This is a genomic window from Streptomyces sp. Y309 (assembly GCF_056712025.1).
Genome location: NZ_CM160048.1, coordinates 3925844 through 3947300, shown reverse-complemented (window position 1 = coordinate 3947300; position 21457 = coordinate 3925844). Strand labels below are relative to the sequence as shown.

At 71.0% G+C, this 21457-nt stretch carries 21 protein-coding genes and 1 tRNA gene; 16 read left to right on the top strand and 6 right to left on the bottom strand.

Features of this window, described 5'->3' with window-relative positions; genetic code table 11:
* Window positions 1-57: 57 nt before the first annotated feature.
* Window positions 58-432, top strand: a complete 375-nt coding sequence (locus AC0KTA_RS15495) for a winged helix-turn-helix transcriptional regulator (protein ID WP_481055701.1) — start codon at window positions 58-60, stop codon at window positions 430-432.
* A gap of 74 nt (window positions 433-506) precedes the next feature.
* Here AC0KTA_RS15495 and AC0KTA_RS15490 read toward each other — a convergent pair whose 3' ends face one another.
* From AC0KTA_RS15490 to AC0KTA_RS15470, 5 genes are all read right to left on the bottom strand, one after another.
* Window positions 507-1589, bottom strand: coding sequence for a 2-oxoacid:ferredoxin oxidoreductase subunit beta (locus AC0KTA_RS15490; RefSeq protein WP_481055700.1), 1083 nt, complete (start codon window positions 1587-1589; stop codon window positions 507-509).
* Window positions 1582-3516, bottom strand: coding sequence for a 2-oxoacid:acceptor oxidoreductase subunit alpha (locus tag AC0KTA_RS15485; RefSeq protein ID WP_481055699.1), 1935 nt, complete (start codon window positions 3514-3516; stop codon window positions 1582-1584). The genes AC0KTA_RS15490 and AC0KTA_RS15485 overlap by 8 nt, the downstream gene beginning before the upstream one ends.
* Window positions 3517-3994: 478 nt before the next feature.
* Window positions 3995-4654, bottom strand: a complete 660-nt coding sequence (locus tag AC0KTA_RS15480; protein WP_481056432.1) for a LuxR C-terminal-related transcriptional regulator — start codon at window positions 4652-4654, stop codon at window positions 3995-3997.
* Window positions 4655-4898: 244 nt separating this feature from the next.
* Window positions 4899-6302 carry a sensor histidine kinase gene (locus tag AC0KTA_RS15475; RefSeq protein WP_481055698.1) on the bottom strand — a complete coding sequence of 468 codons (1404 nt, stop codon included), beginning with the start codon at window positions 6300-6302 and terminating at the stop codon, window positions 4899-4901.
* Window positions 6303-6487: 185 nt separating this feature from the next.
* Complete coding sequence (locus AC0KTA_RS15470; RefSeq protein ID WP_481055697.1) at window positions 6488-7672, bottom strand: sensor histidine kinase; 1185 nt, start codon at window positions 7670-7672, stop codon at window positions 6488-6490.
* A 247-nt stretch (window positions 7673-7919) separates the two neighbouring features.
* On the opposite strand from AC0KTA_RS15470, the gene AC0KTA_RS15465 reads away from it, so the two are divergent.
* From AC0KTA_RS15465 to AC0KTA_RS15405, 13 genes are all read left to right on the top strand, one after another.
* Window positions 7920-8339 (top strand): NADH-quinone oxidoreductase subunit A, encoded by a 420-nt coding sequence (locus AC0KTA_RS15465; RefSeq protein WP_481056431.1) that lies wholly within the window; start codon window positions 7920-7922, stop codon window positions 8337-8339.
* Window positions 8330-8998: an NADH-quinone oxidoreductase subunit B gene (locus AC0KTA_RS15460; RefSeq protein WP_481055696.1), complete on the top strand. Its 669-nt coding sequence runs from the start codon at window positions 8330-8332 to the stop codon at window positions 8996-8998. Before AC0KTA_RS15465 ends, AC0KTA_RS15460 begins: the two co-directional genes overlap by 10 nt.
* Window positions 8995-10110: an NADH-quinone oxidoreductase subunit C gene (locus tag AC0KTA_RS15455; protein ID WP_481055695.1), complete on the top strand. Its 1116-nt coding sequence runs from the start codon at window positions 8995-8997 to the stop codon at window positions 10108-10110. The genes AC0KTA_RS15460 and AC0KTA_RS15455 overlap by 4 nt, the downstream gene beginning before the upstream one ends.
* On the top strand, window positions 10107-11075 hold the full coding sequence (locus AC0KTA_RS15450; protein ID WP_481055694.1) for a complex I subunit 1/NuoH family protein: 969 nt from the start codon (window positions 10107-10109) through the stop codon (window positions 11073-11075). Before AC0KTA_RS15455 ends, AC0KTA_RS15450 begins: the two co-directional genes overlap by 4 nt.
* Window positions 11075-11797, top strand: coding sequence for a NuoI/complex I 23 kDa subunit family protein (locus AC0KTA_RS15445; protein ID WP_481055693.1), 723 nt, complete (start codon window positions 11075-11077; stop codon window positions 11795-11797). Before AC0KTA_RS15450 ends, AC0KTA_RS15445 begins: the two co-directional genes overlap by 1 nt.
* Window positions 11794-12459 carry an NADH-quinone oxidoreductase subunit J family protein gene (locus tag AC0KTA_RS15440; RefSeq protein ID WP_481055692.1) on the top strand — a complete coding sequence of 222 codons (666 nt, stop codon included), beginning with the start codon at window positions 11794-11796 and terminating at the stop codon, window positions 12457-12459. The genes AC0KTA_RS15445 and AC0KTA_RS15440 overlap by 4 nt, the downstream gene beginning before the upstream one ends.
* Entirely contained in the window at window positions 12459-12884 is a 426-nt protein-coding gene (gene nuoK, locus AC0KTA_RS15435; RefSeq protein WP_481055691.1) for an NADH-quinone oxidoreductase subunit NuoK, read from the top strand. Before AC0KTA_RS15440 ends, nuoK begins: the two co-directional genes overlap by 1 nt.
* Window positions 12881-14875 carry an NADH-quinone oxidoreductase subunit 5 family protein gene (locus tag AC0KTA_RS15430; RefSeq protein ID WP_481055690.1) on the top strand — a complete coding sequence of 665 codons (1995 nt, stop codon included), beginning with the start codon at window positions 12881-12883 and terminating at the stop codon, window positions 14873-14875. The genes nuoK and AC0KTA_RS15430 overlap by 4 nt, the downstream gene beginning before the upstream one ends.
* Before the next feature lie 6 nt (window positions 14876-14881).
* On the top strand, window positions 14882-16462 hold the full coding sequence (locus tag AC0KTA_RS15425) for an NADH-quinone oxidoreductase subunit M (protein ID WP_481055689.1): 1581 nt from the start codon (window positions 14882-14884) through the stop codon (window positions 16460-16462).
* Entirely contained in the window at window positions 16459-18078 is a 1620-nt protein-coding gene (locus tag AC0KTA_RS15420) for an NADH-quinone oxidoreductase subunit N (RefSeq protein WP_481055688.1), read from the top strand. Before AC0KTA_RS15425 ends, AC0KTA_RS15420 begins: the two co-directional genes overlap by 4 nt.
* A gap of 202 nt (window positions 18079-18280) precedes the next feature.
* The gene (gene htpX, locus AC0KTA_RS15415; RefSeq protein ID WP_481055687.1) at window positions 18281-19144 is read left to right on the top strand and encodes a zinc metalloprotease HtpX; all 864 of its coding nucleotides are present in this window, start codon (window positions 18281-18283) and stop codon (window positions 19142-19144) included.
* Window positions 19141-19596, top strand: a complete 456-nt coding sequence (locus AC0KTA_RS15410; RefSeq protein WP_481055686.1) for a YccF domain-containing protein — start codon at window positions 19141-19143, stop codon at window positions 19594-19596. The genes htpX and AC0KTA_RS15410 overlap by 4 nt, the downstream gene beginning before the upstream one ends.
* 220 nt (window positions 19597-19816) lie before the next feature.
* Entirely contained in the window at window positions 19817-20083 is a 267-nt protein-coding gene (locus AC0KTA_RS15405; RefSeq protein ID WP_016640223.1) for a GlsB/YeaQ/YmgE family stress response membrane protein, read from the top strand.
* A gap of 195 nt (window positions 20084-20278) precedes the next feature.
* Here AC0KTA_RS15405 and AC0KTA_RS15400 read toward each other — a convergent pair whose 3' ends face one another.
* The gene (locus tag AC0KTA_RS15400; RefSeq protein ID WP_481055685.1) at window positions 20279-20767 is read right to left on the bottom strand and encodes a YajQ family cyclic di-GMP-binding protein; all 489 of its coding nucleotides are present in this window, start codon (window positions 20765-20767) and stop codon (window positions 20279-20281) included.
* 209 nt (window positions 20768-20976) lie between these two features.
* On the opposite strand from AC0KTA_RS15400, the gene AC0KTA_RS15395 reads away from it, so the two are divergent.
* Both AC0KTA_RS15395 and AC0KTA_RS15390 read left to right on the top strand, forming a co-directional pair.
* Window positions 20977-21058: transfer RNA gene (locus AC0KTA_RS15395), tRNA-Tyr, on the top strand.
* A 151-nt stretch (window positions 21059-21209) separates the two neighbouring features.
* Window positions 21210-21434, top strand: a complete 225-nt coding sequence (locus AC0KTA_RS15390) for a hypothetical protein (protein WP_189728891.1) — start codon at window positions 21210-21212, stop codon at window positions 21432-21434.
* Window positions 21435-21457 lie beyond the last annotated feature (23 nt).

Below are 21457 nucleotides of genomic sequence, written 5' to 3'. Positions count from 1 at the left end.
CACCCTAGGCGTGGCACTAACTATCCGTAAGTACCCACTTTGAAGTAAGGTACTGGCATGAGCGTAAGGACCCTCTGGAACACCGACACCGAGGCGATGTGCCCGCACCGCCTCGTCCTGGAGCACGTCACCAGCCGCTGGGGCGTCCTCGTCCTGATCTCCCTGGCGGAGCGTTCGTACCGATTCAGCGAGCTGCGCCGCGAGATCGGCCGCGTCAGCGAGAAGATGCTGACCCAGACGCTGCAGACCCTGGAGCGCGACGGCCTGGTGCACCGCGACGCCAAGCCCGTCATCCCGCCCCGCGTCGACTACTCCCTGACCGACCTGGGCCGCGAGGCCGCGGAGCTGGTCCGCGCCCTGGGCGCGTGGACGGACCGGCGCATGGACGCCGTACTGGAGGCACGGGCGAAGTACGACGAAGCCCGGTCCTGACACATGCCGAAGCGGAAATAGGCCTGACCCGGACAGGATCTGTCCGGGTCAGGCCTATGTCGTGTGGCGTCGGACTAGCCGACGACCGTCCACGTGTCCCCACCCGCGAGCAGCGCCGCGAGATCACCCTTGCCGTGCTGCTCGATGGCGGTGTCGAGCTGGTCGGCCATCAGCGTGTCGTACACCGGCCGTTCGGTGCTGCGGAAGACGCCGATGGGGGTGTGGTGCAGCGTGTCCGGGTCGGCGAGGCGGGAGAGCGCGAAGGCCGTGGTCGGGGACGCGGAGTGCGCGTCGTGGACCAGGATCTGCGACTCGTTCTCCGCCGTCACCGCGACCACCTTCAGATCGCCGGTGGCCGGGTCCCGGACGACGCCCTTGGAGCCGTCGGTGCCGAAGCGGATCGGCGCGCCGTGCTCCAGGCGGATCACGGCCTCCTCGGCCTGCTGCTTGTCCTTGAGGACCTCGAAGGCGCCGTCGTTGAAGATGTTGCAGTTCTGGTAGATCTCCACCAGGGCCGTGCCCGGGTGGGCGGCGGCCTGGCGAAGGACCTCCGTCAGGTGCTTCCTGTCCGAGTCCACCGTGCGGGCCACGAAGGAGGCCTCCGCGCCGATCGCCAGCGACACCGGGTTGAAGGGCGCGTCCAGCGAGCCCATCGGCGTCGACTTGGTGATCTTGCCGACCTCGGAGGTCGGGGAGTACTGCCCCTTGGTGAGGCCGTAGATCCGGTTGTTGAACAGCAGGATCTTCAGGTTCACGTTGCGGCGCAGCGCGTGGATGAGGTGGTTGCCGCCGATGGAGAGCGCGTCGCCGTCGCCGGTGACCACCCACACGCTCAGGTCCCGCCGGGAGGAGGCGAGTCCGGTGGCGATCGCGGGGGCGCGGCCGTGGATGGAGTGCATTCCGTACGTGTTCATGTAGTACGGGAAGCGGGACGAGCAGCCGATGCCGGAGACGAAGACGATGTTCTCCTTGGCCAGGCCGAGCTCGGGCATGAAGCCCTGCACGGCGGCCAGGACCGCGTAGTCACCGCAGCCGGGGCACCAGCGCACTTCCTGGTCGGACTTGAAGTCCTTCATGGACTGCTTGCCCTCGGCCTTGGGCACGAGCTTCAGAAGCGTCTCGGAACCTGTGGGCCCCGCGAGCGAGGTGTCAGCCATCGATGGCCTCCTTGAGAGCCGTGGCGAGCTGCTCGGCCTTGAACGGCATGCCGTTGACCTGGTTGTACGAGACCGCGTCCACGAGATACTCGGCGCGGATCAGCGTGGCGAGCTGGCCGAGGTTCATCTCGGGGATCACCACCTTGTCGTAACGCTTCAGGACCTCGCCCAGGTTCCGCGGGAACGGGTTGAGGTGGCGCAGATGCGCCTGCGCGACGCTCTGCCCGGCGGCGCGCAGCCGGCGCACCGCGGCGGTGATCGGCCCGTACGTCGAACCCCAGCCCAGGACGAGGAGGCCGGCGTCGCCGTTCGTGTCGTCGACCTCCAGGTCGGGGACGTCGATGCCGTCGACCTTGGCCTGGCGGGTGCGGACCATGAAGTCGTGGTTGGCCGGGTCGTAGGAGATGTTGCCCGTGCCGTCCTGCTTCTCGATGCCGCCGATGCGGTGCTCAAGACCCGGCGTGCCCGGGATCGCCCACGGCCGGGCGAGGGTCCCGGGGTCGCGCAGATACGGCCAGAACACCTCGGTGCCGTCGTCCAGCGTGTGGTTCGGGCCGGAGGCGAACTGCACGCGCAGGTCGGGGAGTTGGTCGACCTCCGGGATGCGCCACGGCTCGGAGCCGTTGGCCAGATAGCCGTCGGACAGCAGGAAGACCGGCGTGCGGTACGTGACGGCGATGCGCGCCGCCTCCAGGGCCGCGTCGAAGCAGTCCGCCGGGGTGCGCGGCGCGACGATCGGCACCGGGGCCTCGCCGTTGCGGCCGTACATCGCCTGGAGCAGGTCCGCCTGCTCGGTCTTGGTCGGCAGACCCGTGGACGGGCCGCCGCGCTGGATGTCCACGATCAGCAGCGGCAGCTCCAGGCTCACCGCGAGCCCGATCGTCTCCGACTTCAGCGCCACGCCGGGGCCGGAGGTGGTCGTGACACCCAGCGAACCGCCGAAGGCGGCGCCGAGGGCCGCGCCGATCCCGGCGATCTCGTCCTCGGCCTGGAAGGTGCGGACGCCGAAGTTCTTGTGCTTGGACAGCTCGTGCAGGATGTCCGAGGCCGGCGTGATCGGGTACGAACCCAGGTACAGCGGCAGGTCCGCCTGGCGCGAGGCCGCGATCAGGCCGTACGACAGGGCGAGGTTGCCGGAGATGTTGCGGTACGTGCCCGTGGGGAACGCCTTGGCCGCGGGCGCCACCTCGTAGCTGACCGCGAAGTCCTCGGTCGTCTCGCCGAAGTTCCAGCCCGCGCGGAACGCCGCGATGTTCGCCGCCGCGATGTCCGGCTTCTTGGCGAACTTCGTCTTCAGGAACCGCTCGGTGCCCTCGGTCGGCCGGTGGTACATCCACGAGAGCAGGCCGAGCGCGAACATGTTCTTCGACCGCCCCGCGTCCTTCCGGGACAGGTCGAACTCCTTCAGCGCCTCCACCGTCAGCGTGGTCAGCGGCACCGGGTGCACCTGGAAGCCGTCCAGGGAGCCGTCCTCGAGGGGCGAGGTCTCGTACCCCACCTTCTGCATCGCGCGCTTCGTGAACTCGTCCGTGTTCACGATGATCTCCGCGCCGCGCGGCACGTCCCCGATGTTCGCCTTCAGGGCCGCCGGGTTCATCGCGACCAGCACGTTCGGTGCGTCGCCCGGGGTCAGGATGTCGTGGTCGGCGAAGTGCAGCTGGAACGAGGAGACGCCCGGCAGCGTGCCGGCGGGCGCGCGGATCTCCGCGGGGAAGTTCGGCAGCGTCGACAGGTCGTTGCCGAAGGACGCCGTCTCCGAAGTGAACCGGTCGCCCGTGAGCTGCATGCCGTCACCGGAGTCACCCGCGAATCGAATGATCACCCGGTCGAGGCGGCGCACGTCCTTCTCGCCCGCTGTGGCCTTGCGCTGCTCTCCTACGACGGCTTCGTCGGCCTGCTCGGCCGGGCTACTGACCTGGCTGGTCACTGAACTGGACCTCCCTTGAGGCGGCTCTGCGGAAGCGGCAGGCCGCCCTGCGCTCCCACGGCCCACCCTACGTCTGTAAGGGTCACCTTCTTAGGGCCGCTCGCATGGTGGACGCACCTTTGAGACAGCTGGATGCCCCGATTTGTCATGCTGTGACTCGCCCCCCGGCCTTTCATGAAGACGCTCTCCGCTCATCCTTTGGTTCTAGGACCTGGTTCTCGGACCTGGGCCTGGAACCAGATGGTTCTCGGACTGTGCCTGGTGCTGGGGCCGTGCTGCGGTGCGGTGCTGCGGTGCGGTGTCGTGCTGTCCGTCTGTCCGTGCGCGTGGTGCCACGGTGGCGCTGTGCGGTGGACCCGTAATCGTGTCCCGGTGGCGGGACGGCGGGCGGCGGGCCGCCGGGACACGGTCGGGGTACCTCCGAGGAGTCCGCCGAACCCCTCGGGAGCCCTAGGGCCCTCTCGGGAATTCAGGAATTTCAGGAATTCAGGTACGTCAGTACGGCGAGCACCCGGCGGTGGTCCCCGTCGCTGGGGGAGAGCCCCAGCTTCAGGAAGATGTTGCTGACGTGCTTCTCGACGGCTCCGTCGCTCACCACGAGCTGCCGCGCGATCGCCGAGTTCGTCCGCCCCTCGGCCATCAGACCCAGGACCTCCCGCTCGCGCGGGGTGAGGCCCGCGAGGACGTCCTGTTTGCGGCTGCGCCCGAGCAACTGTGCCACGACCTCCGGGTCGAGCGCGGTGCCGCCCTGCGCGACGCGCACGACCGCGTCCACGAACTCGCGCACCTCGGCGACGCGGTCTTTGAGCAGATACCCCACGCCCCGGCTGGACCCGGCGAGCAGCTCCGTGGCGTACTGCTCCTCCACGTACTGCGACAGCACGAGCACGCCGAGTCCCGGATGTCGCGCCCGCAGCTTCACGGCCGCCCGCACCCCTTCGTCGGTGTGCGTGGGCGGCATCCGCACGTCCGCGACCACGACGTCCGGCAGGATGTCCTGCGCCGCGAGGTCGGTGACCGTCTTGATCAGCGCCTCCGCGTCGCCCACCCCCGCGACGACGTCATGCCCGCGGTCGGTCAGCAACCGGGTCAGGCCCTCCCTGAGCAGCACTGAATCCTCGGCGATGACCACCCGCACCTTGTCCTCCACGATGTTCCGGCCCCCATGCCCTGTCCCCGCCCCGCTGACAGGACCCAGCATCCCAGCATTCGGGCGCCGAGGCTTCACGCTCCTTCAATTAACCCCACGTCTCGGCCCGCCGAGGGCGGTCCAGGGGGCGGAGCCCCCTGCCCGCGGCGGAGCCGCTGATTGATGCGGCGGGAAGGGGTGCCCGCGCGCGGAGCGCGCTAATGGACGCAGTAGGGGAGCCCCCGGCAGGGAACTACCCCCGCCAAGGCAACTCCGCAGTGATCACAGTCGGCCCCCCCAGGGGCGACTCGACCACCAGAATCCCGTCGACCGCGTCGAGCCGCTCCGCGAGCCCCGCAAGCCCGGACCCGGAGGACACATCGGCCCCACCCTGCCCGTCATCGGTGACCTGCAACATCAGCCGGTTCTCGACCTGCCACACATCCACGGAGGCCCGCCCGGCCCCACTGTGCTTGCTGATGTTCTGCAGCAGCTCGGACACGGTGAAGTAGGCGATCCCCTCGATGGCCGCGGCCGGCCGCGCCGGCAGATCCACCTCGACGTCCACCGGCACGGTGCACCGCGCGGAGAGCGCGGACAGCGCCGCGTCGAGCCCCCGGTCGGTCAGCACGGCGGGATGGATCCCGCGCGCCAGATCCCGCAGCTCCTGCAGCGCCACCTTCACCTCGCCGTGCGCCTCGTCCACCATCCGCGCCGCCGCCTCCGGGTCCTCGGCCAGCTTCTCCTTGGCGAGACCGAGATCCATGGCGAGGGCCACGAGGCGTGCCTGCGCGCCGTCGTGCAGATCGCGCTCGATGCGCCGCAGATCGGCCGCGGCGGTGTCCACGACGACGCCCCGGTCCGACTCCAGTTCGACGACACGTGACACCAGGCGCGAGGGACCGAGCAGCCCGAAGACCATGACCCGGTCGACGGTCGTCAGGGCGCGGATGATCCAGGGCGTGGCCAGGGTGACGAGCAGCCCGGTGGCCGCGGTGATCCCGATTTCAAAGGGGTTGTCCAGGTATATCCGGTGACCGTCGTCGCCGTAGAGCTGGATCCCGTCCTGTCCGCCGTACATCGGGAACAGCCAGAACCACAGCGGGTACGTCAGCATCGCCCAGCCGTACGTCCAGAAGACCACCGTCACCGCGAACGAGAAGATCGCCCACGGCATGTGAATCACCGCGTACACGACGTGCCGCCAGGAGACACCGCTCTTGAGGACGGCCCCCATCCACGCCATGAAGCCGCCGCCGCGCGTCTGCAGCGGATGCGGGTCCTTGATGTCCACGCCGAGCAGCACCCGCGCCCGCATCCGCTCCAGCGCGCCGAAGCCGCGGAGGGACGCCAGGCCCAGGGCGAGCACCGGAATGCCGACGAACGTGATCAGCAGGCCCGCGCCGACCGACAGCATCGTCACCGTGAAGACGAAGCCGACGATGCTGATCGGGAACGAGAGCAGCACGTACAGGAACTCACGCCACGTGCGCCCCTCCAGGGGGGCCCGCAGCGCGGCCGGCAGTCGGCTCAGGGGGCCCTCGCCGCGCCCGCCGCCGGGGTGGCTGCCATAGCCGCTGTGGTCCCCGTGGCCCCAGCGGTCCTCGACGTCGGCTCCCATGACGTGTCCGTACCCCTGTCCGTAGTCCGTGGCCATCGGTGTCGTCCGTTTCTGCTCGGCTCCGCGCGGCCCGTGCCCGCTCCGCGAGAGCTTCTTCTTGTCGTACGTACAGCGTGCGGTCCCGTGGCCCGGCGGACCATGGAGGGGGTCGGCCTCTTGGACCGGGGGTTTTCCCTACCCTCCTGGGGTGGGCCAGGGCGTCCGAAGTACCCGGCCGGACCTCACGCCTCCTCGCGGTCCCGCCACGGCAGCTCCGCCGTGATCGTCGTCGGGCCGCCGCTCGGCGAGTCGATGACGAACAGGCCGTCCACCGCGCCGAGCCGGTCCGCGAGGCCCGCCATGCCCGTGCCGCCGTCGAGGCTGGCGCCGCCGTGGCCGTCGTCCCACACCTGTATGAGCAGCCGCTGGTCGGAGCGCCACACCTCGACGCTCGCCGTCCGGGCCCCGCTGTGCTTGCTCACGTTCTGCAGGAGCTCGGAGACCGTGAAGTACGCGATGCCCTCGATCGCGGGCGCCGGGCGCTCGGGCAGGTCGGCGGTCACCTTCACCGGCACCGTGCACCGCGAGGCGACCGACGACAGGGCCGCGTCGAGCCCGCGGTCGGTGAGGACCGCCGGGTGGATGCCGCGCGCGAGGTCCCGCAGCTCCTGGAGCGCCAGCTTCACCTCGCCGTGCGCCTCGTCGACCATCGCCGCCGCTGTGTCCGGGTCCTCCAGGAGCTTCTCCTTGGCGAGGCCGAGCCCCATGGCGAGGGCCACGAGCCGGGCCTGCGCGCCGTCGTGCAGATCGCGCTCGATGCGCCGCAGGTCGGCCGCGGCGGTGTCCACGACCACGCCCCGGTCCGACTCCAGTTCGGCGATGCGCCGCTCCAGCTCGTCCGAGCGCGACAGCAGACCGCGCACCATCGCCCGGTCGGCGTTGGCCAGCGCCCGCGCGACGAACGGCAGCACCGGCCACAGCACGAACAGCCCGACGAGCGTGATCGCGAACGTCGCGATGCCCCACGGCAGCCGGATGAAGCCGTACAGCATCGTCCGCCAGCCCACCGGGTCCTTGAGGCTGGACCACAGCCAGCTGAGGAAGCTGCCGGAGCGCTTCGACGGCGCCGGCATCGGGCTCGGCTCGTCGATCCGCACGCCGAGCAGCCGCCTGGCCCGCCCCCGCTCGAACTTGCCGATCAGGCGCGCGCCGAACAGCGCGAGCGCGAGCAGCGGCAGGCCGACCACCGTCACCGACAGGAGGCCGCCGACGAACAGGGCCGTCACCACATACGTGAATCCGACGACGGCGATCGGAAGGTTCGCAAGGAGGTGCGCGATCTCCTTCCAGGTGTGCACGCCGAAGGCGAAACGGGCAGGCGGCGGGCCCTGCGGCTCGTCGTGCGAAAGCGTGGTGCTAGCGGTCATACGCCAAAGAGTGCCCGCCGCGCCGCGCTCGCGCCATGAGGGGGACCGCACGATCGCACTGTGGATAACCCCACCCGGAACCCCACCCGGCCCCTGCTTGTCCATGACGGTCTGCTTACCTCGCCTTTAGCAGGCCCTAGACTCCCGTGCGTACAGATCGTCGAACAGGCGAGACGGTGAGTGCCGGAGCCCGGGAGTGTTTCGGGAGTGTTCAGGGGTGTTTCGGGAGTGAGGGGCTGACGTGCCAGTGACGACGCACCACACGGACGTCGCGGCGAGGCACCACACGGACGTCGCGGCGAGCTACTTCGAGTCGTACTCCGTCGTCGGGCTGCTCGCCGTCATGGGCGTGCTGTTCGTCGCTGTGGCCTTCGGCGCGAGCCGGCTCCTTCGCCCTGTCGTACCGACGCCGGAGAAGCTGCTCACGTACGAGTGCGGCGTCGACCCGGTCGGCGAGGGCTGGGCGCACACTCAGGTCCGCTACTACGTCTACGCGTTCCTCTACGTCATCTTCGCCGTCGACTCGATCTTCCTCTTCCCGTGGGCGACGGTCTTCGCCGCGCCCGGCTACGGCGCCGCGACCCTCGTCGAGATGTTCATCTTCCTCGGCTTCCTGGCCGTGGGTCTGCTGTACGCATACAAGAAGGGCGTCCTCACATGGACGTGAACCAGGAGCCCACGGGGCCGACGGAGCCCGCTGCGGCATCGGCGCCGGCGGAGCCCGTGCTCCTCCCCGAGCCGAAGCGGCTCGGCATCCTCTCCCGCCTCGCCCCCGAGCCGATGAAGGTCGTCCTCAACTGGGGCCGCCGCTACAGCCTGTGGGTCTTCAACTTCGGGCTCGCCTGCTGCGCCATCGAGTTCATCGCGGCCTCCATGGCCCGGCACGACTTCATCCGCCTCGGCGTGATCCCGTTCGCGCCGGGCCCGCGCCAGGCCGACCTGATGGTCGTGTCCGGCACGGTCACCGACAAGATGGCGCCCGCCGTGAAGCGGCTGTACGAGCAGATGCCCGAGCCCAAGTACGTCATCTCGTTCGGCGCCTGCTCCAACTGCGGCGGCCCGTACTGGGACTCGTACTCCGTCACCAAGGGCGTCGACCAGATCATCCCCGTCGACGTGTACGTCCCCGGCTGCCCGCCGCGCCCCGAGGCGCTGCTCCAGGGCATCCTCAAGCTCCAGGAGAAGATCGCTCGCGAGTCGCTCGGCGAGCGCTACGGAGCGAACGGTCCCCGGCCGTCCACGGCGGCGCTGCGGAGCGGGCTCGTCGCGCCGCCCGCGCCGCCCGCGCCGGGCGCGCCGGGCGCCTCGGGGGTGGATGCCGGATGACCGGCTGGCTGCCGTCTCCCGTCGAGGAGCTCTTCGGTACAGACGCGACGGCCGAGGAGTCGTACGAGGTCCTGACGGTGGACGTCCCCGCCGCCTCCTGGACCGACGCCCTGCGCACAGCCCGCGACGAACTCGGCTGCACCTACTTCGACTGGCTCAGCGCCGTCGACGAGCCCGGCACCGGCTTCCGCGTGTGCGCACACGTCGTGGCCCTCGCCCCGGTGCGGCGCCTGCTCGTCCGCACGACCGTGCCGCACGAGGCCCCGGTGCTGCCGACCGCCGTCGACGTCTACGCGGGCGCCGCCTGGCACGAGCGCGAGACCCACGAGATGTTCGGCGTCCGCTTCGACGGCCACCCCCACCTCGTACCGCTGCTGCTGCCCGAGGGCTTCGAAGGCCACCCCCTGCGCAAGGACTTCGTCCTCGCGGCGCGCGTCGCCAAGGCGTGGCCGGGGGCGAAGGAGCCGGGCGAGTCCGAACACGGCGGCCCGAAGCGCCGCCAGATGCTGCCACCGGGTGTGCCCGACCCCAACGAGTGGGGCCCCCTGAAGGGCCAGCTTCCGGCCGCTCCGGCGCGGCCTGCCCGGGGCGCGGGGCGCGCGGCGGGTGCGGGGCGCGCGGCGCGCGAGGCGGGCGCTGCGGGTGCCGCGGGCGCGGGGGAGCGGCCCGCTCGGCGGACGCGTACGGCGGGCGAAGGGTCGGCCAGCCAGGCGGCTGTCTCAACCGCTGGTCAAGCCGCCGACCAGGTCTCGGGTCAGCCGGAGGCCGCGCCCCGGCCGCCGCGTCGCGCGCGCAGCGCCAGCCAGGGGTCGGCGTCTCAGCGCACGGAGGGTGCGGGCGCCGGCGAGGAGTCCTCGGCCCCGACCGGCCCGGCGACTGCCCAGACCGGCCCCCGCAGCGCCGACGCCCCCTGGCACCACGCCCGCCCGGCGTTCGACGCCACCGAGGCCACACCGGAGGTCCCGGAACCGGAAGCCCCCCAACCGGAAACCCCGAAACCGGAAACTCCGGAAGCCTCTGAACCGGAAACCCCTGCACCAGAAGCCCCAGAAGCCCCAGAAGCCCCCGAAGCCCCCGAAGACGCCGAAGACCGCCCAGGAGGCCCGCAGTGAACGACGCCCTCGACGTCGCCCTGCGACTCCTCGTCGTCTTCGTCGTCTTCCTCGCGCTGCCCCTGGTCATCGGCCAGACCGAGCACAAGGTCATGGCCCACATGCAGGGCCGCCTCGGCCCCATGTACGCGGGCGGCTTCCACGGCTGGGCCCAACTCGTCGCGGACGGCGTCAAGTTCGCCCAGAAGGAAGACATCGTCCCGGCCGAGGCCGACCGCCGCGTGTTCCAGCTCGCGCCGGCCGTCGCCCTGCTTCCCTACCTGCTCGTCCTCCTCGCCATCCCGCTCGGCCCCGGCGAGGGCGCGGTCGGCGAGGTCATCGACGCGGGCGTCTTCTTCGTCCTCGCCGTCATGGGCGTCGGCGTCCTCGGCTCGCTGATGGCGGGCTGGGCGTCGGCCAACAAGTTCTCCCTTCTCGGCGGCCTGCGCACCGCGGCCCAACTCCTCGCGTACGAGCTGCCGATGCTGCTCGCCGCCGCCTCCGTGGCGATGGCCGCGGGCACCGTCTCGCTGCCCGGCATCGTGCACGCCTTCGAGTGGTGGTGGCTGCCCTGGCAGATCGTCGGCGCGCTCGTCTTCTTCGTCGCGGGCCTCGCCGAACTCCAGCGCCCGCCCTTCGACATGCCCGTCGCCGACTCCGAGATCATCTTCGGCGCGTACACCGAGTACACGGGCCTGCGCTTCGCCCTCTTCCTGCTCGCCGAGTACGCCGGGATCGTCGTCCTGTGCGGCCTGACCACCGTCCTGTTCCTGGGCGGCTGGCACGGCCCGTGGGGCGCCGACGGGCTCGGCTGGGTGTGGACCCTGCTGAAGACCGCCGTCCTCGCCTTCGTCGTCATCTGGCTGCGTGTCAGTTACCCCCGTCTCCGCGAGGACCAGCTCCAGAAGCTCTCCTGGACCCTGCTCGTCCCGCTCGCCCTGGCGCAGATCGCGCTCACCGGAATCGTGAAGGTGGCGATCAACTGATGGCCGAGTCGCTCCCGCCCACCCGGCCCCGTATCCCTGGCAGCGGCCTCGCCAAGGGCCTGGCCGTCACCCTCCGCACGCTGACGAGGAAGACCGTCACCGAGCAGTACCCCGACGTCCAGCCCGATCTGCCGCCCCGTACCCGCGGCGTCATCGGCCTGTTCGAGGAGAACTGCACGGTCTGCATGCTGTGCGCCCGCGAGTGCCCCGACTGGTGCATCTACATCGACTCCCACAAGGAGACGGTCCCGCCCGCCGCCCCCGGCGGCCGCGAGCGCAGCCGCAACGTCCTCGACCGCTTCGCCATCGACTTCTCCCTGTGCATGTACTGCGGCATCTGCATCGAGGTCTGTCCCTTCGACGCGCTGTTCTGGTCCCCGGAGTTCGAGTACGCCGAGACCGACATCCGCGAACTCACCCACGAACGCGACAAGCTCCGCGAGTGGATGTGGACCGTCCCCGCCCCACCCGCCCTGGACCCCGCCGCCGAGGAGCCCAAGGAACTCGCCGCGGCCCGCAAGACCGCCGAGAAGCTCGCCGCACAGCAGCAGGCCGAACAGGCCGAAGCGTCCGGCCAGGCCGGCGCGTCCGGGCAGGCCGAAGCGTCGGAGCAGGCCGAAGCGTCCGGCCAGGCCGGCGCGTCCGGGCAGGCCGGGCAGGCCGGGCAGGCCGGGCCGGCGCAGGATTCCGGGCAGCCCGAGCCGGGGGAGGGCCAGGCGTGACCCTCACCGCAGCCGGCCAAGGCACCCTCGCAGCCGCCGCCCCGCAGGGCTTCCTCTCCCCGACCGGCGTCGAGGTCGCCTTCGTCCTCGTCGGCCTCGTCACCCTCGGCGCGGCCGTCGTCACCGTCACCACCCGGCAGCTCGTGCACGCCGCGCTGTGGCTGGTGGTGGCGCTCGGCGGACTCGCCGTCGAGTACCTGCTCCTGACCGCCGAGTTCATCGCCTGGGTCCAGGTCCTCATCTACGTGGGTTCCGTCGTCGTCCTCCTCCTCTTCGGTCTGATGCTCACCAGGGCCCCCATCGGCCGCTCCCCGGACGCCGACTCGGGCAATTGGCCGGCCGCCCTCGCCGTTGCGCTCGCCGCTGCCGCCGCCCTCGTCTGGGTCGTCGTCGACGCGTTCCGCACCCAGTGGATCGACCTCGACAAGCCGCAGGGCACCACCGACGTCACCGGCTCGATCCTCTTCCGGCACTGGGTCCTGCCCTTCGAGGCGCTCTCGGTCCTGCTGCTCGCCGCGCTCGTCGGCGCGATCGTGCTGTCCCGCAGGCACGCCGCCGGGTCCGACGGCAACGGACCCCCGCGCCCCGACCGCACCCCTGCCCCCCGCTCCGGCCCGGACGGTGCCCTCAGCGACAGAGCCAGCGACAAGGAGCAGCGCTGATGCACCTCGCCTATCCCGCGGTCCTCGCCGTCCTCCTCTTCTGCGTCGGCCTGTACGGAGTGCTGGCCCGCCGCAACGCGATCCTGGTCCTGATGTCCGTCGAGCTCATGCTCAACGCCGTCAACCTCAACCTCGTCGCCTTCGACGTCTGGCTGCGCGACGCCCTGCACTCGGGCCAGGCCCTGACCCTGTTCACCATCGCCATCGCCGCCGCGGAGATCGGCATCGGCCTCGCCATCGTCCTTGCGGTCTACCGCAACCGCGGCACCTCCGCCGTCGACGACCTCCGCGACACCGCCGAACTGCCCGACGACGGCGGTGACGGGGGCGGCGGTGGCGACTCCGAAGGCGCCGCCGCCGAGCCCGACGAGTCCGACCGGCCCGCCGCGGCCAAGGCGTCGCAGAAGGCTGAGGCCACCGCGTGACCACGACCACCCTCGCCGTCCTCGTCCCTCTGCTGCCGTTCCTCGGCGCCGTCGCCGGTCTGCTGCTCGGCCGTACGGTTCCCGGCCTCGCCCGCCCGCTCGCGGTGCTGCCCGCGCTCACCTCCCTCGTGCTCGCCGCCGTCGTGGCCGTCCGCCAGGGCGGCGACCAGGCCGTGGACGCGGCCACCCAGCTCACCCCCACGGGCTCGGTGCCCGTCGAACTCGCCCTGCACATCGACGGCTTCGCCGCCCTCGTCGCCGTCCTCGTCGGCGTCGTCGCCTCCTGCGTGCAGATCTACTCGACGGCCTACCTGCACGACGACCCGCGCTACCCCTCGTACGCCGCCCTGGTCTCGCTCTTCACCTCCGCGATGCTGCTCGTCGTCTACTCCGGCGACCTGATGGTGCTCCTGGTCGGCTGGGAGATCATGGGCATCTGCTCGTACTTCCTCGTCGGCCACTACTGGGAGACGCCCGAGGCGCGCGCCGCCTCCCTGAAGGCCTTCCTGGTCACCAAGCTCGGCGATGTCCCCTTCCTGATCGGCCTGTTCGCCCTCGCCGTGGACGCCGACTCGTTCCGGATCACGGAGATCCTGGCCACCGTCGCGGACGGCGGCCTCGACCACCCGACCCTCGTCGCGCTGCTGCTCCTCGCGGGCGTGGCGGGCAAGTCCGCGCAGTTCCCGCTGCACACCTGGCTGCCCGACGCGATGGCGGGCCCGACGCCCGTCTCCGCGCTCATCCACGCCGCGACGATGGTCGCCGCCGGTGTCTACTTCGTCGCCCGGCTCCTCCCGGTGTTCGCCGCCTCGGCGGCGGCCCTGGTCGTCCTCGCCGTCATGGCCGCCGTCACCATGGCCGGTTCGGCGCTCACCGCGCTCGCGCAGGACGACATCAAGCGCGTCCTCGCGTACTCGACGATCGGACAGCTCGGCTACATGACCGGCGCCCTCGCCGTCGGCGACCGCGGTGCGGCCGTCTTCCACCTCCTGTCGCACGGCGCCTTCAAGGCGCTGCTGTTCCTCGCCGCCGGCGTGATCATCCATGCCGCCGGTACCAACTCGCTGGCCGCGATGTCCCGCATGAAGGATCTGCGCGCCCGCGTCCCCGACGCCTACTGGACGATGACCGTGGCGCTTCTCGCGCTCGCCGCGATCCCGCCGTTCAGCGGCTTCTTCTCCAAGGAGGCCGTCCTCGGCGCCGCCGAGCACACCGCCACCGGCCACGCCGAGTCCGCCCCGGAGTCGGCGGGCTGGATCGTCCTCGTCGCCGGCCTGGTCACGGCCCTGCTGACCGCCGCCTACGCGGCCCGCTTGTGGCTCCTCGCCTTCCACGGCAGGGGAGCGGAGGCCCCCGACCACGGAAGGCAGCCGGTCGCCATGACCGCCGTGCTCTGGGTGCTCGCCGTCCCGTCGCTGGCCTTCGGCGTGACCGTCGGCGTCCTCCCGGACTGGTTCGACGGCCACAAACTCGCCCCGACGCTCACCACCTCCGTCCTCGGCACGGGCTTCGCCCTCGTCGGCGCCCTGGTCACGTACGGCGCGTGGCGGCACACGACCGCCCTCGCCGCCCGTGTCCCCATCGGCGCCGTCGCCGCCCACCCCGAGGGCGACGCGGGCCAGGTCGAGGCCGAGGCCATCGCCACGCACGCGCCCGCGTACGGAGACGTGGCCTCCGCCCCCGACCCGGCGGACCCGGGCCGCCTCCTGCTCGGCCCGCTGCACCGCCACGCCGCCGCCGGCTTCCACCTCGACGCCGTCTACGCGGCCCTGTTCGTCCGCCCCGTCCAGGCCGGCGCCCGCCTCGTCCGCTTCCTCGACCGCGAGGTCGTCGACACGTACGTACGCGGCGCGGGCACCGCACCCCGCTGGCTCGGCGTGGCCGTCCGCCGCGCGCAGACCGGCAATGTGCAGACCTATCTGAGCGCGCTGCTCGCGGGCACCGTCGTCCTGGCGGTCGCCGCCGTCCTCGTCGCCACCGCCGGAGCGTGAGCAGCCGTGATCGGTATCAGTGAGTCAGTGATGCAGTTCCTTCTCGCGTTGATCGTCGTCGGCCCGCTCATCGGCGCCGTCGCCGCTCTTCTCCCGGCCCCGCCCGGGCTGAAGGGGAAGTCCCCGGACCAGGCCGTGCTGCGCCACGGCGTGACCGTGACCGGCGTGATCCTGCTCGCCGCGGTCGTCCTCGCGCTCGGCTTCGACCACGACCATCCGTCGAAGATGCAGGCCACGACCGACATCAGCTGGATCCCCGCACTCGACGTGCGCATCCATCTCGGCATCGACGGCATCTCGCTCCCCCTCCTGGTCCTGACCGCGCTGCTGACCTTCCTCTGCGCGCTGTACAGCTACTTCAAAATGCCGTCGGGCCCGTCCCCCAAGGCATTTGTCGCCCTGCTGCTCGTGCTCGAGTCCGGCACCCTCGCCACCTTCGCCGTCCTCGATCTGCTGCTGTTCTTCCTGGCCTTCGAGATGGTCCTCATCCCGATGTACTTCCTCATCGCCCGCTGGGGCGGTGAGCAACGGACCCAAGCCGCCTGGAAGTTCATCCTTTTCACGCTGCTCGGCTCCGTCGTCATGCTGCTCGGCCTGCTCCTCATCGGGCTGAGGGCGGGCACATTCGACATGGTGGCACTCGCCACTGACAACGACCGTGAGCTGAGCACATCCGTGCAGGTCATCGCCGTTCTGGCGATCGGGATCGGGCTCGCGGTCAAGACGCCGATGTGGCCGCTGCACAGCTGGCTGCCGGACGCCCACACCGCCGCGCCCACCGTCGGCTCGGTCCTGCTGGCCGGTGTCCTGCTGAAGATGGGAACGTACGGGTTCGTCCGGATCCTGCTCCCGATCGCGCCCGACGGGATGGAGACGTTCGCGCCCTATCTCGCCGCGTTCGCCGTCGTCGGGATCATCTACGGATCGCTCGCCTGCCTCGCCCTCGCGAGGCCCGGCGCGAAGGGCGACCTCAAGCGCCTCATCGCGTACTCCTCCGTCGGCCACATGGGCTTCGTGCTCCTCGGCATCTCGACCATGACGCCCACCGGCGTGAACGGCGCGCTGTTCGCCAACATCGCCCACGGCCTCATCACCGGCCTGCTGTTCTTCCTGGTCGGAGCGCTCAAGGACCGCACCGGCAGCAGCGACCTCGACACTCTCGCCAAGGAGTCCGGCGCCGCCCTCTACGGCAAGGCCCCGCGCCTCGGCGGCCTGCTCGCCTTCGGCGCCGTCGCCTCGCTCGGCCTGCCCGGACTCGCCGGATTCTGGGGCGAGATGCTCGCCCTGTTCGGGGCGTTCAAGCCCGCCGACGACCTCAGCCGCCCGGCGTTCCTCACGTTCATGGCCATCGCCGCGATCGGCACCCTGCTCACGGCCGCGTACATGCTCATCGTCGTACGCCGCGTCTGCATGGGCCCGACGGCCGAGCCCCCGGGCACGCCGAAGCTCGCCGACGTCCACGGCTACGAGTTCGCCGCCTGGACGCCCCTCGTCGCCCTCACCGTCCTCGCCGGCCTCTGGCCCGCGGCCCTCCTCGGCCTGACCGACCCGGCCGTCCAGCAGCTCCTCGCAGGAGGCAAGTCGTGACCGCCGCCGCAAGCACCGCGAGCACCGCCGCGGCGAATGCCGCCCACTCCGGAGCCGTCGAAAGCTCGGCGAGCGTCTCCGGAGTCGTCGAGAGCTCCGCGAGCGTCATCCAGTCCGTCGACTGGGTCGCGGTCGCGCCGCCCACCATCGTGGCGGTCGTCGGCCTCGCCGTCCTCGTCACCGACCTCTTCCTGAGCGAGCGCAACAAGCACCTGCTCGGCTGGATCTCCCTCGCGGGCCTCACCGCAGCGGGCCTGTTCCTGCTGCCCCTCACCGACTCGCACCGCTCGACGTTCTGCCTCAGCGGCCCCCGCGCCACCGCCTGCAGCTACACCGTCGACGAGTTCACGCTCGTCATCCAGCTCCTGGTCATCGGCGGCGCGCTGCTCACCGCGCTCCTTTCGATGACCTCCCTGAAGGACGCGCGGAGCACCGACAAGGAACTCCCCGAAGGGGAGTTCTGGTTCCTGCTGCTCTCCTCGGCCGCGGGCGCCGCCCTGCTGCCCGCCTCCCGCGACCTGGCGACGCTCGTCGTCGCCCTGGAGGTCGCGTCCCTGCCGGCCTTCGCGCTCGTGGGCCTCCGGCGCGGCGACAAGCGCTCCTCCGAAGCGGCCCTGAAGTTCTTCCTCTCCTCGGTGACCGCGACCGCCGTGACCCTCCTGGGCGTCAGCTTCGTGTACGCCGCGACGGGCACCATGCACCTCACCGAGCTCGGCGAGAAGCTCGGGAACGTCGACGGGCAACTGGACACCCTCGCGCAGACCGGCGTCGTCCTCACCCTCGTCGGCTTCGCCTTCAAGGTGGCGGCCGTCCCCTTCCACTTCTGGGTACCCGACACCTACGTAGGCGCGCCCTTGCCCGTCGCCGCGTACCTCTCGGTCGTCGGCAAGGCCGTCGGTTTCACCGGCCTGATCCTCGTCACGGTCGTCGCCTTCCCGGAGTACGCGGACGTCTGGGGCCCGGCGCTCGCCGCACTCGCCGCCCTCACCATGACCGCCGGGAACGTCGCCGCCCTGCGCCAGCAGGCCACGCGCGCGTACAGCGCGGTCCGGCTGCTCGCCTGGTCCTCGGTCGGCCAGGCGGGCTACCTCCTCGTGCCGATCGCCGCGGCCGGATACGCAGACCAGCGCTCCGACGTCCTGGAGGCCACCGGCGCCACGGTCGCGTACGCCCTGATGTACGCCGCCGTGAACCTCGGAGCGTTCGCCGTCGCCGCCCTCGTCGGCCGCACCCAGGCCCTGAACCGCGTCAGCGACTACCGCGGCCTGTACGCCAGGAGCCCCCTGTCGGCCCTGGTCCTCGCGTTCTTCCTGCTCTGCCTGGCCGGTCTGCCGCCGGGCATCATCGGCCTCTTCGCGAAGGTCACCGTCTTCTCGGCGGCGGTCGACGCGGGCCTCGGCTGGCTCGCCGTCGTCATGGCGGCCAACGTGGTGATCGCGCTCTACTACTACCTCCAGTGGACGGCGCTGCTGTTCCGTGCACCCCAGGGGGAGCCGGTCGAGCACCGCGTCCCGGCACCGCTCACGGTGGCCATCGCGGTCACGGCCGTGCTCGGCGTCGCCCTCTCCGGGGCGCCCCAGCTCGTCCTGCAGTTCGCGGAGCAGGGCGTGCGCTGAGCGCCGCGCAGGGCCCGCCCCCGGTGTGAGCCGGGCGCCCCCGGTGTGGGCCGGGCCCGTCACCCACGCGGCCCACACCGCTCCTGAGCGCACAAGGGAACTAGCACCCTCCGCCTGGCGTTGACCAGTAAGGGAGGGTCCACTGAACAGTGGAAGACCAGCAAGCAGAGGGTTCCCCCGCGCACCACCAGGAGGGCGTACCGTGCACCGCCGGACCAACGGGCTGAAGACCGCCGTACTCCTCGGGGGACTGTCCGCACTCATCCTCGTCATCGGCAGCTTCTTCGGGCGTACGGGCCTGATCGTCGCGCTCTTCGTGGCGCTCGGCACGAATGCGTACGCCTACTGGAACAGCGACAAGCTAGCCCTGCGCGCGATGCGGGCCCGCCCGGTGAGCGAGTTCGAGGCCCCCGAGCTGTACCGCATGGTGCGCGAGCTCTCCACCCAGGCCCGCCAGCCCATGCCCCGCCTCTACATCTCGCCGACCGAGGCGCCGAACGCCTTCGCGACCGGCCGCAATCCGCGCAACGCCGCCGTCTGCTGCACGGAAGGCATCCTGCGCATCCTCACCCCGCGCGAGCTGCGCGGCGTCATCGGCCACGAGCTGAGCCACGTCTACAACCGCGACATCCTGATCTCGTCGGTCGCCGGCGCCCTCGCCTCCGTCATCATGTTCCTGGTCAACTTCGCCTGGCTGATTCCGATCGGGCGCTCGAACGACAACGAAGGACCGGGCATCTTCGGCATGCTCCTGATCATGCTGCTCGGCCCGCTCGCCGCGTCCGTGATCCAGCTCGCCATCAGCCGCTCCAGGGAGTACGAGGCCGACGCGTCCGGCTCGCAGCTCACCGGCGACCCACTGGCCCTCGCCAGCGCCCTGCGCAAACTCGACGCCGGTACGAAGCAGTTGCCGCTGCCGCCCGAGCCACGGCTGGAAACGGCCAGCCACATGATGATTGCGAATCCCTTCAGGCCGGGCCAGGGTATGTCGAAGCTCTTCTCCACCCACCCGCCGATGGCGGAGCGCATCGCCCGGCTCGAGCAGATGGCAGGTCGTCAGCAGTGAAGACAGTTCTGAACGTCATCTGGCTCATCCTGTGCGGCCTGTGGATGTGCCTGTTCTACCTGCTCGCGGGCGTACTGCTGTGCATCACGATCATCGGCATCCCGTTCGGCCTCGCGTCGTTCCGCATCGGCCTGTTCGCGCTGTGGCCCTTCGGACGCAAGGCGGTCGAGCGCCGGGACGCGGGCGCGCCCTCGCTGATCGGCAACGTCCTGTGGGTGATCCTCGCGGGCTGGTGGCTCGCCCTCGGCCACATCTTCACCGGCCTGCTGCTGTGCCTCACGATCATCGGCATCCCGCTGGGCCTCGCCAACTTCAAGATGATCCCCATCTCGTTGCTGCCGCTGGGCCGCGAAATCGTGCCCACGGACGAGCCGTTCATCACGGCAGGCCCGTTCGGCGGCCAGGCCCCCGCGCCCGGCGGGCAGCCCCCGTCCCAGGGACGGGGCTGGTAGCCGCCCTCAGGAGCCGGCTCACCCCCGCCGCCCACCGTCCCGGAAGCACCCCGCTGCCTGCCTCATCGTCCCGGAGTGCCCCGCTGCCTGCCCCACCGGCTGTGTCATGCGCCGCACCCCACAGGCGCCCGGGAACCGCGCGCCGCTCGCCCGACGTCCTCCAGGACAACAACGCACGAAAAGGTACGAAGAGACACACGCACGAAAAGGGCAGGTCACCATGGGCATCATCAGCTGGATCGTTCTCGGGCTGCTCGCCGGTGCCACCGCCAAGCTGCTGCTCCCGGGCCGCGACCCGGGCGGCTTCATCGGCACGACACTGATCGGCATCGCCGGAGCCTTCGTAGGCGGCTGGATCTCGGCGCGCTTCCTCGACCGCCCGATAGCCGACCACTTCTACGACGGCGCGACCTGGGCCGCGGCCATCGGCGGCTCCCTCGTCCTCCTGATCGCCTACCGCATCCTCTTCGGCCACTCACGCCGCTGACGGCTGACGGCGCCCACACAGACTGCGGCCAGCAGCAAGGGCGGGCACCCGGCCCGGGTGCCCGCCCTACGTCGTACGAGGCGAGGCGGCAACTCCCGCCGCCCCCACCACCAACAGCGCCTGCCGCACGCCGACAGCGCCTGCTGCCTGCCTGCCGACAACGCCTGCTGCCTGCCTGCCGACAACGCCTGCTGCCTACCGGTAGTTCACGAACTGCAGCGCGAAGTCGAAGTCCTGCCCCTTCAGCAGTGCCTGGACCGCCTGCAGGTCGTCGCGGCTCTTCGAGGTGACCCGGAGCTCCTCGCCCTGCACCTGCGCCTTGACGCCCTTCGGGCCCTCGTCGCGGATGATCTTCGCCACCTTCTTGGCGTTCTCCTGGGAGATGCCCTCCTGGATCGAGGCGAAGAGCTTGTACTCCTTGCCGGAGAGCTGCGGCTCACCGGCGTCCAGCGCCTTCAGGGAGATGCCGCGCTTGATCAGCTTGGACTGGAAGACGTCGAGGATCGCGTTGACCCGGTCCTCCGAGTTGGCCTCCATCAAGATCTTCTCGCCGGACCAGGAGATCGAGGCACCGACGTTCTTGAAGTCGTAGCGCTGCGCGATCTCCTTGGCGGTCTGGTTGAGGGCGTTGTCGACCTCCTGCCGCTCGACCTTCGAGACGATGTCGAAACTGGAGTCGGCCATGTCCTGTGGCTCCTTGTATCGGTGTCTGCGTACTCAGCGGGTACACGGCCTTCGTCGCCGACCGCATCCGCAAAGCCTAGCCACTGCCCGCCCGCCGGTCCCGGGCCCCGGGTGCCGATCAATCGAGTGGCGAAGCACCCCCGAGCATCGGGTATCGTTTACGTCGTTGCCACGGACCACCGCGCACAGCGGCTCCAGGCAGCGACCCCGGCGGTGTGCCCGAGCGGCCAAAGGGAGCAGACTGTAAATCTGCCGGCTCAGCCTTCCCAGGTTCGAATCCTGGCGCCGCCACGCTGAGAAAGACCCTCTCCGTCTTGCGGAAACGCAAGTGGAGGGGGTCTTTTCGTTTTCGCCGCCCCGGCCCCGATCTGGCCCCGGCGTCGGCGCCCCCCCCGGCCCCGTGACCTCGCCCCCGCAGGCAGGCGTGGGCACACTGGGACGCATGTCGTCGTCCAGCTCGTCCCGTCGCAGACACTGCCCGGTGTGCCGTCGTGAAATCGCGGTCGTGGGCGGGCGGTTCGCCCGCCATGATCCGCCGGGGCCGCGCGGTGGCGGCGACCTCGTGTCCTGCCCCGGCTCCCGTCGGCACGCCCAGCTCGGCGCCGCGCAGCCCGCGCTCGACGGGTACGTGGTGCCGGAGTTCCCCGGCCAGCTCCCGCTGTTCTGAGCGCCCCGGCGGCGGCAGCGGAC